Origin of the sequence: Paenibacillus lutimineralis (assembly GCF_003991425.1) — a bacterium.
In the GTDB taxonomy this organism is placed as follows: Bacteria; Bacillota; Bacilli; order Paenibacillales; family Paenibacillaceae; genus Fontibacillus; species Fontibacillus lutimineralis.
Genome location: NZ_CP034346.1, coordinates 1,754,790 through 1,771,903, shown reverse-complemented (window position 1 = coordinate 1,771,903; position 17,114 = coordinate 1,754,790). Strand labels below are relative to the sequence as shown.

The 17,114-nt window shown below is 49.2% G+C and carries 10 protein-coding genes; 1 reads left to right on the top strand and 9 read right to left on the bottom strand.

Annotated features, from left to right (window positions below; all coding sequences use genetic code 11):
• Nucleotides 1-10: 10 nt before the first annotated feature.
• The 3 genes from EI981_RS07285 to yicI form a co-directional block, all read right to left on the bottom strand.
• Nucleotides 11-994: an ABC transporter permease gene (locus EI981_RS07285; RefSeq protein WP_126996802.1), complete on the bottom strand. Its 984-nt coding sequence runs from the start codon at nucleotides 992-994 to the stop codon at nucleotides 11-13.
• Between the two features lie 318 nt (nucleotides 995-1,312).
• Entirely contained in the window at nucleotides 1,313-3,079 is a 1,767-nt protein-coding gene (locus EI981_RS07280; RefSeq protein WP_127004445.1) for a sensor histidine kinase, read from the bottom strand.
• A gap of 169 nt (nucleotides 3,080-3,248) precedes the next feature.
• On the bottom strand, nucleotides 3,249-5,567 hold the full coding sequence (gene yicI, locus EI981_RS07275; RefSeq protein WP_126996800.1) for an alpha-xylosidase: 2,319 nt from the start codon (nucleotides 5,565-5,567) through the stop codon (nucleotides 3,249-3,251).
• 136 nt (nucleotides 5,568-5,703) lie between these two features.
• Here yicI and EI981_RS07270 point away from each other — a divergent pair, with 136 nt between their 5' ends.
• Complete coding sequence (locus EI981_RS07270) at nucleotides 5,704-6,612, top strand: AraC family transcriptional regulator (RefSeq protein ID WP_126996798.1); 909 nt, start codon at nucleotides 5,704-5,706, stop codon at nucleotides 6,610-6,612.
• Between the two features lie 72 nt (nucleotides 6,613-6,684).
• Here EI981_RS07270 and EI981_RS07265 read toward each other — a convergent pair whose 3' ends face one another.
• The 6 genes from EI981_RS07265 to EI981_RS07240 form a co-directional block, all read right to left on the bottom strand.
• A complete protein-coding gene (locus EI981_RS07265; RefSeq protein WP_126996796.1) occupies nucleotides 6,685-9,531 on the bottom strand; it encodes a glycoside hydrolase family 3 protein in 2,847 nt (948 codons plus the stop codon).
• 181 nt (nucleotides 9,532-9,712) lie between these two features.
• Nucleotides 9,713-11,266: a response regulator transcription factor gene (locus tag EI981_RS07260; protein ID WP_126996794.1), complete on the bottom strand. Its 1,554-nt coding sequence runs from the start codon at nucleotides 11,264-11,266 to the stop codon at nucleotides 9,713-9,715.
• A 201-nt stretch (nucleotides 11,267-11,467) separates the two neighbouring features.
• Complete coding sequence (locus EI981_RS07255; RefSeq protein WP_126996792.1) at nucleotides 11,468-12,481, bottom strand: extracellular solute-binding protein; 1,014 nt, start codon at nucleotides 12,479-12,481, stop codon at nucleotides 11,468-11,470.
• Nucleotides 12,482-12,613: 132 nt separating this feature from the next.
• On the bottom strand, nucleotides 12,614-13,696 hold the full coding sequence (locus EI981_RS07250; RefSeq protein WP_227011742.1) for an ABC transporter ATP-binding protein: 1,083 nt from the start codon (nucleotides 13,694-13,696) through the stop codon (nucleotides 12,614-12,616).
• A 440-nt stretch (nucleotides 13,697-14,136) separates the two neighbouring features.
• The gene (locus EI981_RS07245) at nucleotides 14,137-15,795 is read right to left on the bottom strand and encodes an ABC transporter permease (protein WP_126996788.1); all 1,659 of its coding nucleotides are present in this window, start codon (nucleotides 15,793-15,795) and stop codon (nucleotides 14,137-14,139) included.
• Nucleotides 15,796-16,073: 278 nt separating this feature from the next.
• A complete protein-coding gene (locus tag EI981_RS07240; RefSeq protein WP_162616121.1) occupies nucleotides 16,074-17,111 on the bottom strand; it encodes an ABC transporter substrate-binding protein in 1,038 nt (345 codons plus the stop codon).
• Between the last annotated feature and the right edge of the window lie 3 nt (nucleotides 17,112-17,114).

The following is a 17,114-nucleotide window of genomic DNA, read 5'->3' as shown; positions in this document are numbered from 1 at the left end:
CTGCTCCCCCCTACATGATGCTTTCTTTCGTCGTTTTCTTCATGATCCCGTTAGCCGTAAGCAGCAGTATGATGCTCACCACCGAAGTAAACATACTGATCGCGGTCCCGTAGGAGAATCGGCTGATCTGAATGCCGTATTTCAGAGCGTATAAATCCAGTACCTCAGAGTAATCCGTGACAAGCGAGTTGCTCAGCTGGAATTGCTTCTCGAAGCCGATGCCAATCAAATGGCCGATCGACATGATCAGGAGCACCGAGATCGTCGTGCGAATACCTGGCAGCGTAATATTCCAGATTTGTCGGAACCGGCCCGCCCCATCAACTCGTGCAGCTTCATAGAGCTCCCTGTCTATACCGGTAATGGCCGCCAAATATATGATCGCGTTCCAGCCAGTCTCCTTCCACACATCGGAAGCGGTTACAATTCCCCAGAAGTATTTGCCCTCAGCCATAAACTGAACCGGGCCATCTATCACATGAAGCTGAATGAGAAGTTCATTCACGATGCCGTCCATCGATAGCATCTTTGTAATGATTCCGGCTACAACGACCCAGGATACGAAGTGAGGCAAGTAAGAAACTGTCTGCACGGTTCGCTTGAAATATTTTCCGCGCAATTCATTCAACAACACTGCGAACAGAATCGGAATAATGAAGCCGGCTACTAGGCCCATCAGGCTCATCGCCAAAGTATTCCTTAACACCAAATAGAATCTCTCGTCATGGAATAGATCTACGAAATTTTTGAAGCCGACCCATTTCTGCTGGGAGAAAGATTTGGACGGCTTATAATTCTGAAAAGCCATCGTCCACCCCCATACGGGCAAATAGCTGAACACAAATACCCAGACGATGAACGGCATGGACATTAGATATAAATATTTCTGTTGAACGATGCTCCGCCACACACTTTTCATCCGTTTTCCGGGCGGCTTAGGAGTGGTAATTGCCTTCTCTTTTTCCGTATCCGCTCTAGCTGACAGCGTTTCCATCTATCCATTCCCTCCTCTGTATAAACCAATGATAATATACCGCCCAGAGAGGAAATACCCGATAGATTTCAGACAAAACCATATAATAATTAGACATCCCCATAGATACCCCAAGATATTTACATTCAAATAGCTTATAGAGGTTGTTTAAAAAGTCCACTTTTGATCACGAAGTAAATCAGGTAGCTATTCGACATCGAATCTTGAATTCACCCGGACCTTCCGGTGCTCACGTACAAACTACGTACGCTCTGCTCCTCACGCCCTAGCTTCATCCAACCTTCTTGGTGCTGAAAACCGGACTTTTTAAACTCGCACTTATACTACACCGTTTAACATCGGTACCGTGAATGTTATCTGCGTCCCCTTGTCATACTCGCTGGAAATCACAAGGCCATGCTCTTCACCGAAAGAAAGGACGAGCCGCTGATGCACATTCCGCAGGCCAATTCGCTTCTGCTCCGATTCCTCGGGATTCACCGTCGATTGGATCACTTCCGCCAGCCGTTCCGAGGTCATCCCTAGTCCGTCATCCTGCACGGTTACACGTACAACTTGACTGCACAGCTCAACAGTAAGCTGGACATGAACACCCTCTATCTTACCTTCAACACCGTGAACAACCGCGTTCTCAACAAGCGGCTGAATCACTAGTGGAGGAATCATCATGTTGCTTGCCGCAGGATCCACCTTCACCTCGAAGCTGAGTCGGTCCTCATATCTGAATTTTTGGATTTCCAAATAGGAGCGAACCATTTCGATCTCTTCCTTCAATGGGGTCTGCTCCCTGCCGACCTCCAAATTTTTGCGCATCAGCTTTCCTAACAGACGGACGACATTGGCGATCTCCTTGTCCCCCTTCATATGGGCATTCATGCGGATCGATTCAAGCGCGTTGAACAGGAAATGGGGATTGATCTGGCTAGCCATCATTTTCAGCTTAATCTCCCGCTGCGCCAGCTCCAGCGTATTATTCTGCTCCGTCTTCTCTACGATCTGGTCCATCAACTGCCGGATGCTGTCCACCATGTAGTTGAACTGACGGGATAACTGCCCAATCTCATCATTGCCATCGATTCTGGACACGACATTCATATTCCCCAGTGCCAGACGGTTGAACTGGCGACTCAGCTGGAGCAGACGGTTCGTCGTCAGGAAGGATACGATATAGACGAAGAATAAGGCGATAATAAGGACGAGAAAAATGATCAGCAGGCCGATGAAGCTGACTTTGTTGGCATCCTCCATAATGGAAGCCGTATCGAAGATGGAGACGATTTTAAGAATGCTCGTCCCCGCTTCAGGCATAAGCTGATCTACGATCATATAGGAGGATTCGCCATGAATATCTAGCTTGTGAGCCCCCTTCCCCTGTTCATTCAAATTCACTCCATAATCCAGATCCTTTAGGGTTGAGCCGACCAGTGCCGGGTTCTTAGCAGCGACAATATATCCCCGCTCATCGGCAATCAGTGTCTCGAACGGCTCCTGGCGCAGCATCCTGTTCAATTCCTCTTGATCCAACGAGACAATAAGTACTCCGCTGGTATGAGTCTCCGGGAAGTTCACCTGCCGGACCAGGCTGAGCTTGCGGATCGGAATTTCTTCCTCATCATCGATGTATTGCCAGATTGCTCTTCGGCTCTCCATCGCTTCCTTGTACCAATAAGTTGATTCAATCTGGGCATCGACCGGAACGAGCTCCAGATTGTTAATTAAAGTTGGGTTCTTGTAATAGAAGCGAATCTCAGCAATCTCGCGATACAGATTAATGTAACGATGGAAGCTGTCAAAAGAAAGGTAGGCCTTCGTCAATTCAAGCACACTCGGGTAATGTGTAGAGGCGACCTTCTCCAACGATTTGTCCATGAGCAGCGTATTTGAGACATCATTCGGCATGCGCATCATATTGCTGAGCTGAGTCTTGATCTTCTGAACATTGTTGGTCGTCTGGGCAATCGCCCGCTCCATCGCCTGGGCCCTGAAATAACTAACGACCCCACCGCCTACCAGCAGCACAGGAATCATGACGACGACAAGGTATGAAATAATCAGCTTGTGCTTCAGCTTCAAATTATTGGTCATACGAATCGCCTTGCTTAACACAAATCATCGCCTCCTAAAAAGCCGAATATCCCCTGTCTTCTTCGAAGAGGGGATATTTCGGGCCTGAACTAGTCAGGGCTTACACTAGCATAATATTAGAAATTGTGTATATACTTCAAGATTACTGCACCGCCGTAAGCGATGTCCATTAGTTTAATTGTATGGAGACTTCGATCTTCCCGGAGTAAGCAGGAACTTCAATGATGCCTTGCCCGTTCCAATGGCCACCTTGTACTTGTGCAACTTCACCTACTCCATGTAGAGATATTTTAAAGGCTTTGCCTGCTCCTTCAGCCTGCAGCAACACAGTAGCGCCTTTACGTGTAACACTCACAAACAGCTCAGTCTTGCCATTCCTATTCCTTACTGTCCTCGTAACCGTCGCATGATCCTCCAACTGATAAATCCCGAGTTCTACGCCATCTGCAAAATCATAGTCCGGACGAGCATCATTAGCGCCGATAGGCAGGATCGAATTGGGACGCACATACAGCGGCAAGCTGAAGAAATCATAAGTTTCCTTGCGCCATTTACCACCTTCCACAGTCTGGCCTGTCAGGAAATGCGTCCATTTGCCTTCCGGCAAATAGTAAGATACTTCGCCCTCTTCGCTAAATACAGGAGCTACCAGCAGAGAATCGCCAAGCATATACTGGCGGTCCAGCACTTCAGCCGCTGGATCATCCGGGAACTCCAGCAGCATGGCGCGCATCGATGGAAGTCCCTGTTCTGTCGCTTGCATCGCTGTATCGTATAGGTACGGCATTAGACGGCATTTCAATTGGGTGAAATGTCTTGTTACGTTCACCGCTTCTTCATCGTACGCCCAAGGCACACGGTAAGAACTGCTGCCGTGCAGTCGGCTGTGACTGGACAGTAGGCCGAAGGCGAGCCAGCGCTTAAATACATGGGCCGGAGCAGTGTTCTCGAAGCCGCCAATGTCATGGCTCCAGAAGCCGAAGCCCGATAAGCCCAAAGATAGGCCGCCGCGCAGTGTCTCCGCCATCGACTCGTAGTCAGCATAGCAGTCGCCTCCCCAATGGACTGGGAACTGCTGTCCCCCAGCTGTCGCTGAACGGGCGAACAATGCGGCTTCATTCTTACCCAGCTTCTCTTCCAGCACTTCAAATACCACTTTATTGTACAGATAAGTATAATAATTGTGCATTTTTACAGGGTCAGAGTCATCGTAATAGACAACATCCGTCGGAATCCGCTCACCAAAGTCCGTCTTGAAGCTGTCCACGCCCATATCGATCAACTCGCGTAAGTAGTCCTTATACCATTCACAAGCGTCCGGGTTTGTAAAATCAACCAGCGCCATGCCCGGCTGCCATAGGTTCCACTGCCACACATCACCGTTCGTTTTCCTAACGAGATAACCCCGCTCTCTACCTTCCTCGAACAAGCGGGAGCGCTGGGCGATATAGGAATTGATCCAGACGCAAATTTTCAGTCCCTTCTCCTTCAAGCGCCCCAGCATCCCGGCCGGATCGGGAAATACGTCCTCATCCCATTTGAAATCCGTCCAATTAAAGCCTCGCATCCAGAAACAGTCGAAATGGAAAACATGAAGCGGCAAATCCCGCTCGGCCATACCATCCACGAAGGAATTGACGGTCGCCTCATCATAATTCGTCGTAAAGGAGGTCGTCAGCCAAAGCCCGAATGTCCAGGCCGGAGGCAGCGCTGGTCGCCCAGTCAATGACGTATATTTACTGAGCACGCCCTTGGGATCAGGCCCGTCGATAACGAAGTACTCCAGCGATTCGCCGGGAACGCTGAACTGCACCTTTTTCACTTTCTCCGAGGCGACTTCGAACGAGACTGCACCCGGGTCATTGACAAATACGCCATATCCTTTATTCGTGATATAGAAAGGGATATTCTTATAGGCCTGCTCAGAGCTCGTGCCGCCGTCCTTATTCCAAATATCAACGGCCTGACCATTCTTCACAAAAGCCGTAAACCGTTCACCAAGCCCATATACGAGTTCACCTACCGATAAATCCAGTTCCTCCCGCATATAGGTCTGTCCACCGTTCTCCGTAATATGTGCCATCGATTTGGAGCGACTGCCTGTAATCCGCTGCGTATCCCGGTAGAAATCAACGGACCATTCAGCCCCTTTGCCAATCCGTACACTCAAATTTCCACTCTTCAACTCGGCGTATTCATTCGTCTCCGTAATCATGCTATGCTTGCCGCCCTGCAGCAGCTCAAAATGAGGACCATGGTCTACTGTGCCGGCAAAATGAACTAACTTAACACCGATCACTCCCGGCTGCGGAGAGTGAAACTGCACAGTTAGAAGCGTAGTGTTAATCATATCTCCGCGACCGCGAATCGGCGTTGTCGATGCGTAAGCCGTTAATCTATCGTCATCTACCCTAAAATCATGAGCCTGTACAGCTGAATCCAGCGTATACTCCTTGCGGATCAACCAATTGCCATCTGTAAATTTCATAAGTTTGCCCGCCTTTCTGTCCATAGCATCGTTAGATGCTTCAAATAAGATTCTAGTTGCATTATACTGATATCAATAGAAATAAACTTATATAATTCGCTTCATATATAACACTATATTGATGAGGTGAGGAATCATGGATCAAGCACTACGCCGTTCTCTCAAAGAGGTCAGGACACACGGCAGTGAACTGCTTCCCTTCGGCACTTACTGGTACAGCTATGGGCCCGGCGAGCATGTGATAGACTGTCACTGGCATGATGAAGCCGAGATTTTCTATTGTGCTCAGGGCTGTACATTGTTCCAGGTCGACACCGACTATTTTCTGGTCCAAGCTGGGGAAGCAGTCTATATCGACGCTGGAGATATCCATGCAGCACATGCTTACGGTGATGAAGGCTGTAGCTTCTTCTCCTTCGTCTTTAATACGAATCTACTGGCTAGCGCCCAATATGACGCGGTTCAGGAGAATATCATTATCCCCCTGCAGGAGCGAAGAGCGACGCTGCCGAGATGGATTAAGCCGCAAGAAGATTACGAGCTTGAGCTGCTTGACCACATTACTGCGATTAAGAAATGCTGTGAAGATCGACGGACCGGGTATGAAGGGGCTGTCAAAGGACAGCTCTATCTAATGCTGTCTGGATTGCACAGCAGAAACGTGGCTTGCAGCCGGACGAGCAGCAATCGTAGTGAATCTTCCAAAATAGAAAGATTGAAAACGGTCATTCAATATATTCAGGAACATTATGGACAGCCGATCCGGCTATCCGAGTTGGCGGCGCTGATTCCGATGAGCGAAGGGCAATTTTGCCGTTTCTTCAAATCGATGACGAGGCAGACGCCGGTTGATTACATTAACTCCTATCGGATTCGTCAGGCGGTCGAACTGCTTAGACGGACCGATCGGAAAATATCCGATATCGCGTTGGAGGTCGGTTATGATAATATCAGCTATTTCATTCGGGTATTCCGGAAGACAATGAACTGCTCCCCTTCCGAATTCCGCAAGAAGCTGCAAGACTCGATGGAGGGGCCAGAGTAACGATCTTCCCCTCCTTTAGCCAAGCTTCTATAGTATGCTAAGCAGGAGCATTCTCTCGATGAATGCCCTATGCTAAACTAGCCGGAACCAGCTTAACTGGACTTCACCCCTCAGTGTCAGAAAAACATGATGTCGGCCGCTGCATTGTTCTATAGGAATCGTCACTGTTGACCATGCCTGACGACCGCCTGTAGCCACCACCTTGCCGCTGCCCACGACTGATCCGCCAGGGCGTTCCAGCGACAGGATGATCTCTCCGCCCTTGATATTTCCTGATACTCTCGCTTCTAATAAGGAAGCCCCTATTCCTAGATCTACATCGTGAAATGCGATCCAGCCCTCTTCCTGCCGAAGAGCAAGGCTCTCTCCTCCCTCGCGGCATTCATCGATATAGACGCCGTTATAATCATCATAATTAACTGCTCTGACCGGCTCGCGAAGCGAACGGGGCGGAATGGTATCTCCCTCTACTCTCAGCTGGGTAGACAGATATAAAACTTTCGAGGAAGAGCCAATCCCGATCGTATATTCGCCACTCTCTACACAATAGCGTCCACGGGTGACGTCCCAGAAAGCCAGGTCCTCCGCCTTCAATTCGAAGTGAACAGTCTGCGAGGCTTCAGCTTCAAGATGGATCCGCTGAAAGCCCTTGAGCGTCTTAAGCGGACGAACCACGCGAGAGTCATTCGCTCTAACATAGAGCTGAACTACTTCATCCCCGGCCCATTCTCCCGTATTCCTGATCCTCACAGATACGCACACAGCATCGTCCGCTTGGATCGTCATCTGATCCAGGGTAAGTTCCTCATAGGCAAAATGGGTGTAACTCAACCCGTGTCCGAATGGATACAGCACCTCGCCGTCAAAATATTGATAGGTGCGTTTTCCTTTAATAATGTCGTAGTCCATTAGCTCCGGCAGCTGCGAGACCGATTTATACCAGGTCATGTTCAAGCGACCCGCTGGATTGTAATCCCCGTACAGCACATCCGCCAACGCATAGCCAAGCTCCTGAGCGGCATGGGATGTATAAATCATCGCTGGTACATGCTCCTTCTCCCAATTCACCGCGAACGGATAGCTGCCGACGATGATGACCACGGTATTCGGATTCGCGGCGTGAACAGCCTGAATTAGAGATTGCTGAGCCGGAGGCAGGACAATATCCGGGCGGTCGATCGTTTCTTTTCCATTAATAAACGGACTATTGCCAACAACTACGATCGCAGTCTCCGCCTGGCTGGCTGCATATGCCGCTTGTTCAATGCCATCTGCGACCATCTCTATGATAAATTCATCCTTAGCCAAGTCTGAATCGGCAAGATTCTGGTTCTTCTCATCTTCCCGGTCCGTGACCAGGCAGCCCTGTTCATCCACGATAATAAGTCGGCCTTCCCACGACTTCATTTGAACGACATCCCTGCCTCCCATTGACGGTTCAATATTGAAGGATTCCTTCACGAACCAGCCGCGGGCCTCGTCCGCCGACGCCATGAGTCCGCTATCCGTCTCAGTAACATACTTGTCGCAGCTAAGCGCCTTGAATGTCACATTGCCCCAGCCCCAATCATTCCGCTCGAACACCTCGGCCAGCTCGGCATCCGCGCAGATGGCTTCAAGTCGGGCTTGCTCTCCGCGAATCACTACATATTGGCCTGTAGCCGCTGAGCGAAGCCGTACACGATCAAGCCCGGAATGGAACAATGCGGAGTCACCATTCACCTTCTTATTGATGCCTTGCAGCGGGGTGACCCGATACGGCGGTATACCGCTGTACCAGTCGGTAAATGCCTCGTCCGCCAGCGGTCCGACCACGGCAATGGAGCGCATATCGCTCCCTAGCGGCAGAAGGCCATCATTTTTTAATAGAACGATCGATTCCTGTGCTGCCCTAAGAGACAAAGCTGTATGCTCCGGCGCACATAATTTCGACTCCGGAACCATGCTATACGGATTCCGTTCAGCTGGATCAAATTCTCCAAGACGAAACCGGACACGAAATGTATTCCGAAGAGCACGGTCAAGATCCTCCTCATGCAACAAACCTTGAGTTAATGCATCATGCAGCGCCCGATAAGAAATATCCTGTTCATCTGTGATGCTATCGATACCAGCTCTTACTGATACGGCCACAGCCTTGGCATAGGAATCCACATAGTGGTGATCGATCACTGTTCCGAGCACATCTCCAGCGTCACCGACGACAAAGCCATTCATCGCCCATTCGCCCTTCACGATCTTGTTAACTTCATCATTGAAGTTGCACGGTCTCCCGTTAACTCCGTTATAGGCGGTCATCATTGAACCTGCCTGACCCTCTAGGAACGCCATCTCAAAAGCCTTCAGATAATATTCCCTCTTATTACGTGGATCGATGCTCACTGAGGCACTGCCTCGCTCTAGTTCATTATTGTTACCATAGAAGTGCTTGAGCGTAGCCACTGTCTTGTAATAGAATGGATGCTCTCCCTGCATACCTCTCACGAGTTCAGTAGAGAGAACACCCGTTAAATGCGGATCCTCTCCATAAGCTTCCTCGGTTCGTCCCCAACGCGGATCACGCTCCATATCTACTGTAGGCGCCCAGATGGTAAGGCCGTTAATAGCCGGATCTCGTTGATAATAGACACGGGCCTCGTCTCCGATGACCGAGCCGATCTGGCGTAGCAGTTCAGGGTTCCATGTACAGGCCAGCCCGATGTTTTGCGGGAATACCGTCGCTTCGCCAAGCCAGGCCACTCCATGCGCTCCTTCTGTACCATGCTTATATTTCTTCACACCAAGCCGGGGAATCTCGACCTGGTATTGACACATAAGTTGCACCTTCTCCTCCAATGTAAATCTGGATAGGAGATCATCTAGTCGTTCATCCAGCGGCAAATCCGGGTTCTGATAAGGATAACGCCCGTCTATATTCATAAGCTTTAACCTCGTCTCTATATTATTAATGAAAGCGTTTCATCGTAGTGCTATCATACCTTGCCCTCACGGAGCTTCATACAGGGATAATTAGATGCTTTTTCATATAGAAATCTATAATTTTTCCGAAAAAAAGAGCAGGACGGTCCCGATCAGACTGCCCTGCTCCTGTGACAATAGATTATTCATTTCCAGCCTTCTTGCGGTAAGCTGATGGAGATGTGCCTACATATTTTCGGAATTTGGTATGAAAATAGTCGACATTCGTATATCCAACCTTCTCAGCAACCTGATAAACCTTCAGTCCTTCCTCCAAATATTCCTTCGCATTCTCGATTCTCACTTTATCCAAATAAGTATTGAAATACTCGCCGGTCTCATTCTTGAACAGCTTCCCTAAATAAGCACTATTATAGTTAAAAATCCCGGATAAGGTCTCCAGCTTCAAATTGTCGCGGAAATTACGGTGGATGAGATCAAGCATAATTCGAACCTCTCGATGCCTGCCCGTATCTTCGTTCAATGGAGAGGCAATCGATCGCAGCAGAGATTCGACCTGCTCGAACATATCTCCGATCGTACGTACGCGATAAATATCCGCGACTCGATCACAATATCCCTTACTCTGGCTTTGCAGCTCTGGTCTTTGCTTCAATTCCCTCCCATGTATGAGTGTCAATAACTCCACATAACGCTGCTTGATCTCTCCTTCACTGAAATGACGCCGAATCAACGTATGACCAAATTCAACTACAAGCTGCTTAATAGCATCCAGATTTCCAACTTCTACAGCATAATACAGCTGCTCTTCCGCATTATTAGTACATTTCTCCTCAGCCTCTCTATCAGCCGTATGACTCCGAAGCTTGCTTAACAGCTCCCCTGATAGAATCCTGCCCCGATCAAAGAAGAATTGTAGCTTGATCAATTCCAACGCTGAAGTATAGGAAAGAGGAATATCGCTTAGGTCCTTCACCCGTTCTCCCAACACGACAGTGAACTCCGCTATGCCGCTTCCTTGCAGTTCTTGATACACATCATCATGTTCCACTTCGAGCAGTGGTTCCTGTAACAATACGCCCACATAACCTTGATGGCTAAATACATAACCACGGCCGCATTCTTCAAAGCGGGCGCTCAGCTTCCTCCGCAGCACATTAACCTCATTGGTAGCGCCCTTCTCGTCCTTCGGGGAGACAACTAGCAGGATCTGATACTTTCTCCAGAGCAATCCGAGTCGATCTGCCTGCTCGTGAAGTGTAAATTCATCATGTTCCATCGACCCGGACAAGATGGATTGAATGAACGCTTCACGTGTCCACTCCTTTGAGACATTCTGCCATAGCGAAGTCTTCTTCGCCTCATCAATCATCTGCTTGATGCGATGCAAATATTGAATCAGTTCGTCCTCATCCACCGGCTTCAGCAAATAACCGTCTGTCCGATTCGTAATTGCCTTCTTCGCGTACTCGAAATCCGCATAGCCGCTCAAGATCAAAATATGCAGCTGCGGATCTTCCTCACGCAGCCTCTCGATCAATTGCAAGCCGTCCATCCCCGGCATGCGAATATCCGCGATCACTAGCTCCGGCGAATACATCCGGTACTTCTCCAATGCTTCTTCTCCATTGGACGCCGTATCCACCACGCTAAATCCGTAATTTTCCCACTCGATAAACATCTTGAGCCCTTCTCTTTGTTTCGGCTCATCATCAACAATCAGCACCTTATACATTCCAAAGCCCCCTACCGGAATATGCAATCCAGTGTGAATTCCAGCAGTCACTTGCCGGATAACCGGTAAACCAACCTGTACCATACACCCCATTAAAGCGTTTACAATTTAATTGTATTACTTTTCTTATCGGCTGCTCCTGCATAATTTTGCCTACTTGTTGCACTATTTTGATATTTGTCGACTATTACTGAATATGCTTTATCCGTTCTCCTTCCGCCACTTGGTAAGCAATTGCTCGCGATGCTCAGCAGCCGTATCGAACCGGTACGTTGGCAAGAGAAGATCCAGATTGACGGAAGTTAACAAGGGGTGAACCTGAATATGGGGAAGCACGGGAAAAGAAAACGCCGAATTCATATAATCCGTCTGTGCGCTGCGCGATAGAACGAAATCAGCCAGCTTCTTTGCCGCTGCCTTATTATTTCCACTCTTCAGGATCGATACCGCTCCGATCTCCCAGCCAGCCTGAGGGGGTACCTCGGAATAAATGGCATAGCCTGAATTCCTGAACCGCAGCTGATCGCCCATAAAGCTGACGACGGCAGCGACCTCACCTTGGGCAAGCCGCTGTGCCGAGCTGATTCCTGAGAAAGTAGTCGTTGCACTTTGCTGTTTCAGTGCATGTACTAGTTCAATCGCCTGATCCTCCCCACGCTCCTGGGCTAGCGAAGCAAGCAGCGTATACCCTGTCCCAGACGTCTCCGGGTCAGGAATCTCAATCTTGCCCTTCAGCTCGGGACGTAGCAGGTCCTCATAGCGCTCCGGCAACGGCAGGTCAGCCAGCTGCGGATCCCGCTTCCATACCTGCTCATTGACTCCAATAGCCAGCGGTCCCATATACATGCCCGTCCAATACCCCTGCCTGTCCTTATACTTGTCAGGAACCTGATCACTGAGGCGCGGAGAATAACTGATCAGTTTGCCGTTGTTCTTCAATTGCTCGTGCAAATCCGCCGGTCCGCCCAGGACGACATCGATCCCCGTCTTATTCATCGTTAGAAGATGATAGCTCGCCTCGCCGCCGGACATCCGAATGACTTCATAGGATACGCCCGTCTCTTTCTTGAACTTTTCCAGCAGAATACGCGACTCATCCTCCTGAAAAATAACATATACTTTAAGCGGCTGACTGCTTTGCTGCCCTGGATAGAGCCTAACGATAGCTGCCACAGTAAGTACGATCAATACGACAATCATGCCTCTTTTCTTCAAACGGAACCACTCCCCCTGTTGGACAAGCCTGGACAAGCGTCTCTATGCAGCTTCCCTGAATGACTGAATACACGCCAAAAAAGGAAAACCGTCGTTTTCCTTTTTTGAACCTATTTGCGCTACGGCCGGATATTATGAGCCGTTCTTCTTAATGATATGAATCTTGTCAGCGGCAGCACCTATCTGCACGATACCGTCATAGACCTTCTTGCCGATATCATAGGCATCGACGATCCACTCCTTGCCGACCTCATCGACGAGGAAATAACGTTGTTTCTCACCGAGGAACATAGATGATTTGATGATCCCCGTTATATGGAAGTCACTAGTCTCCGACGGTTCAATTCGTAGTGATTCCGGCCGAACGCATAGGATAACTTCTTCACCAACTGCAAGGTGTTCCCTGGCCTCGATAGTCACTGTATCTCCAGCCTGCCCGTATTGTACCGTTGCCAATCCACCCTCATATTTTACAACCTTAGCATCCTCAAAGTTCGTCGTGCCGATAAAATCGGCCACATACTGGGTACGAGGCTCATAGTAAATTTCATGTGGCGTACCGTATTGATCGATCTTGCCACGGTTGAATACTACGATCTGATCCGACATGGACAGCGCTTCGAGTTGATCATGCGTAACATAAATGACCGTCAACCCCAGCTCCTGCTGGATCGTTCTCAGCTCAACCCGAACTTCTTCGCGCAGCTTGGCGTCGAGGTTACTCAGCGGCTCATCTAGAAGGATGATGGGCGAGTTCATTACCAGGGCCCGAGCCATGGCGACACGCTGCTGCTGTCCCCCGGACATTTCATGCGGATACCGCTCTTCAAGCCCGGTGAGCTTGACCTGAGCCATAGCAGCCTCAACCCGCTGCTGGATCTCCCCTTCAGGCCGCTTCAGAATATCCAGACCATAAGCGATGTTATCAAAGACGGTCATATGTGGGAAGAGAGCGTACTCCTGGAACACCATCGGAGTGCCCCGCTTATAAGGAGGCAGGTCATTAACCAGCTTGCCGTCGATCCACACCTCGCCTTGATCAATGGTATAGAAGCCTGCGATGGACCGCAGCAGGGTCGTCTTGCCACAGCCACTCGGACCGAGGAAGGTAATGAATTTGCCTCGTTCGATTTGCAGGTTTATATTTTTCAGGACATGGTTCGTGCCGAACACCTTGTTTACGTCTTTTAAATCTAGCAGAATATTGGATTCCATCATGCCCACTCCCTTCTATATTAACTACCTCTAAAAAATGATGTTCAAAAAGTCCGGTTTTCAGCACCGAGAAGCTTATGCTTCCGATGTGCGTTTTTTCAAAACGCTTTAGTTGGATGAAGCTAGGGTCTGAGGAGCACAGCGTACGTTTTAGGTACGTGAGCACCGGAGGACCCGGCTGAATTCAAGATTCGATGTCGAATAAGCTTTCAGTGTTGCTTCGTGGTCAAAGGCGAACTTTTTGAACTACCTCTTCTTCAAATGATGTTCAAAAAGTCCGGTTTTCAGCACCGAGAAGGTTGGATGAAGCTAGGGTCTGAGGAGCACAGCGTACGTTTTGGGTAGTGAGCACCGGAGGACCCGGCTGAATTCAAGATTCGATGCCGAATAAGCTTTCAGTGTTGCTTCGTGATCAAAAGCGGACTTTTTGAACTACCTCTCTAAAAATCAAATATTTTTACTTTGGAGCGGAAGATCAGCTTGATCACCCCAAGTGTGCCGAGTGTTGCACCCATCAGTCCGACCGCCACGGCTGCTGCCCAATAGTAGGTGCCCGTCTCCGCGTAGTTGAAGATCGAGACCGAAGCGACTACCCATTTCGGGGTAATTAAGAAAATAATCGTACTTAACGTATTCATATTTTTCATGAACGCATAGACGAAGTTAGCTACGACCGTCTTCTGCAGCATCGGGAAGACGATTGACGTCAGTGTCTTGCGGCTGTTGGCGCCAAGGTTCGTTGCCGCTTCCTCAATCGATTTATCTACCTGTTTGAAGGAGGCGGACAAGCCGCGATACCCGACGGGCATCTGCTTCAGCAGCATAGCGATGATGATTAGTGCCGCTGATCCCTGCAATACGATCGGCCCCTTGCTGAACGCGACGATCAAGGCAAGACCGACGAATGTACCAGGCAGAGCGATTGGCAGCACCGCGCTGAAATCAAGCAGCTTCTTACCCGGGAAAGGCTTGCGAACGACGATATAAGCCAGAACAAGGGCGAAAGCCACCGCTAGAATCGCGCTGATGAGCGACAGAACCAAGCTGTTTATAACGGCAGGACTGGAGGAGCTGAATACGACCCTGCGGATATGATCAAGCGTGAAGCTGTTGCTGCGACCGAAATTCTCCGTAAAGGCGAACAGAATCGTAACAGCGAACATGGAAATAATGAACAAGGACATCAGGCTGTTGAATAAAAAAAGTACGACATCCATCTTCTTGGAAGTTGTGATTCGATTCAGACCGGATACCGGCTTGCCGGTAATCGTCGAATAAGAGCCCTTGGATAATAGTTTGTTCTGTACCCAGAAGACGAGAAGTGCAGGAATGACGAGGATGATCCCCATTACAGATGCAAGTCCAGGCTCGTTATTAATAATCTCCCCGTAGATTTCAACCGCGAGCAGCGAATAGTTACCGCCAATCAGCTTCGGATTCCCGAAATCAGCAAAGCAATTGATTGCAACGAGCAGGAAAGCATTAAGAACGCCTGGAAAAGCCAGCTTGAGTGTAATCGTGCGGAACAGCTTGAAACCGCGTGCCCCGAGATTCTGTGCCGCAATCTCCAGGTTCGGCGAGATGGAGCGAAGCACACCGGTGATCGTCATATAGGCCAGCGGGAAATAGGAAATGGTCTGTACGATCCATAATCCCGGCAAGCCGTACAAATCAAGCTCGAAATGGAAATTCGTATTCAACCATTGCGAGATCATGCCGCCGCGGCCGAACAAGAGCAGGAAAGCAAGACCACTCATCACCGACGGCGCTAACAGCGGAAGAAAAGCAATGAAGCGGAAAAACTTCTTCCCTCTGATATTGCTGTAATGAATCGCATAAGCGTAAATAAATCCGACTGCCGTTGCCGTAAAGGCAGAGAGCGAGGAACTGACCACCGTATTTAACAGAGCCTTGCCATAACGTGGCTTGCTAAAGAACGTCCCCCAGTTGTCAAAGCCGGATGAGAATACGACAACAATCAACGGGTAAATGACAAATAAGACAAGGAATATAAAACTGGTTAACACGAGTACGAGCGTTGAAGGATCCCTGAAGAGCCTCTTGATCGACTCCCCAATGCCTTTTTTTTCTTTCATCATAGGGGGCGACTCCCACCTTTCTACTGTCTATTAGGCGTGTTCAAAAAGGTCGGTTTTCAGCACCGAGAAGGTTGGATGAAGCTAGGCCTGAGGAGCGGAGCGTACGTAGTTTGTACGTGAGCACCGGAAGGCCAAGCTGAATTCAAGATTCGATGTCGAATAAGCTTTCAGTGTTACTTCGTGATCAAAAGCGGACTTTTTGAACTACCTCTATTAGGGGCATGGACACATCGGTTGTTTCGGGAGGTCCAGTGCCCCTTCTATGTTAAGTGGCTCTCTTATTTCAAATCTTTCAACGCACTCTGCAAATCCTTGCGCTGCGCAGCAGCCTTCAACAGGTCATAGGAGGCGTTGTAATTCGTTGATTTGATGTCGATACCGCCCTCTGGGATCGGCACGGAATCCTTCACAGACACCGCATAGGCAGACTGTGTATATATTTCTCCCGGTTCTTTCGTAAGCATATAATCCATCAGCTTCTTTGCGGCTTCCGTATTCGGGCCGTTCTTCACGATCGACAACGCGCCTACTTCATAACCGGCCGCTTCAGGTACAATGCTCGTAATCGGATTGCCTTGATACTTGATCTTCAATTGATCACCAAGGAACGTAATCCCGATCGTATACTCACCTTTGGCTGCTTTTTGAATCGGCTCAATCCCGGACTTTGGTCTTTCCTTCAAGTTAGGCAGAAGCTCCTTCATATAATTCAGCATCTCATCATCGCCCCACACTTGGGCGAGAGAAGCTACAGCTGTATATGCCGTACCGGAGGTCGCCGGGTCGGACATGCCGATTTCGCCTTTGAATTTCGGATCAGTCAGTTCCTTGAAGGATTGAGGGTATGGAGCATCGCCATACTTCTCCTTCCAGCGGTTCTCGTTAATACCGATGGCCACAGGATTCAGGTAGAAGCCGGTCCAGTGTCCTTCCTTGTCCTTCATATTGTCAGCAATATCGGACGCATTCGGTGATACATAAGCTTCGAGCGAACCTGCTTCCTTCAATACCTGATGGGAGTCGGCTGGGCCGCCCATTAGGAAGTCGGCTTGCGGATTCGACATTTCATTCTGGATCCGCGATACAGCCTCACCGCTAGGTAGACGCAGAATATCATAATCAATTCCGGTCTCCGCCTTGAATTTGTCTAGTATTTTACGCGCTTCTTCCTCCTGGAAGATGGAGTAGACGGTAATCTTCTGTTTTTCTTTCCCGCCAAACACTCCGGATTTGTACATAAAGAACCCCGCTACCAATACGATAACTATGACCGATAAAATAATGACTGAGCCGCTGTTTCTTTTATTTCTCGCCATTTC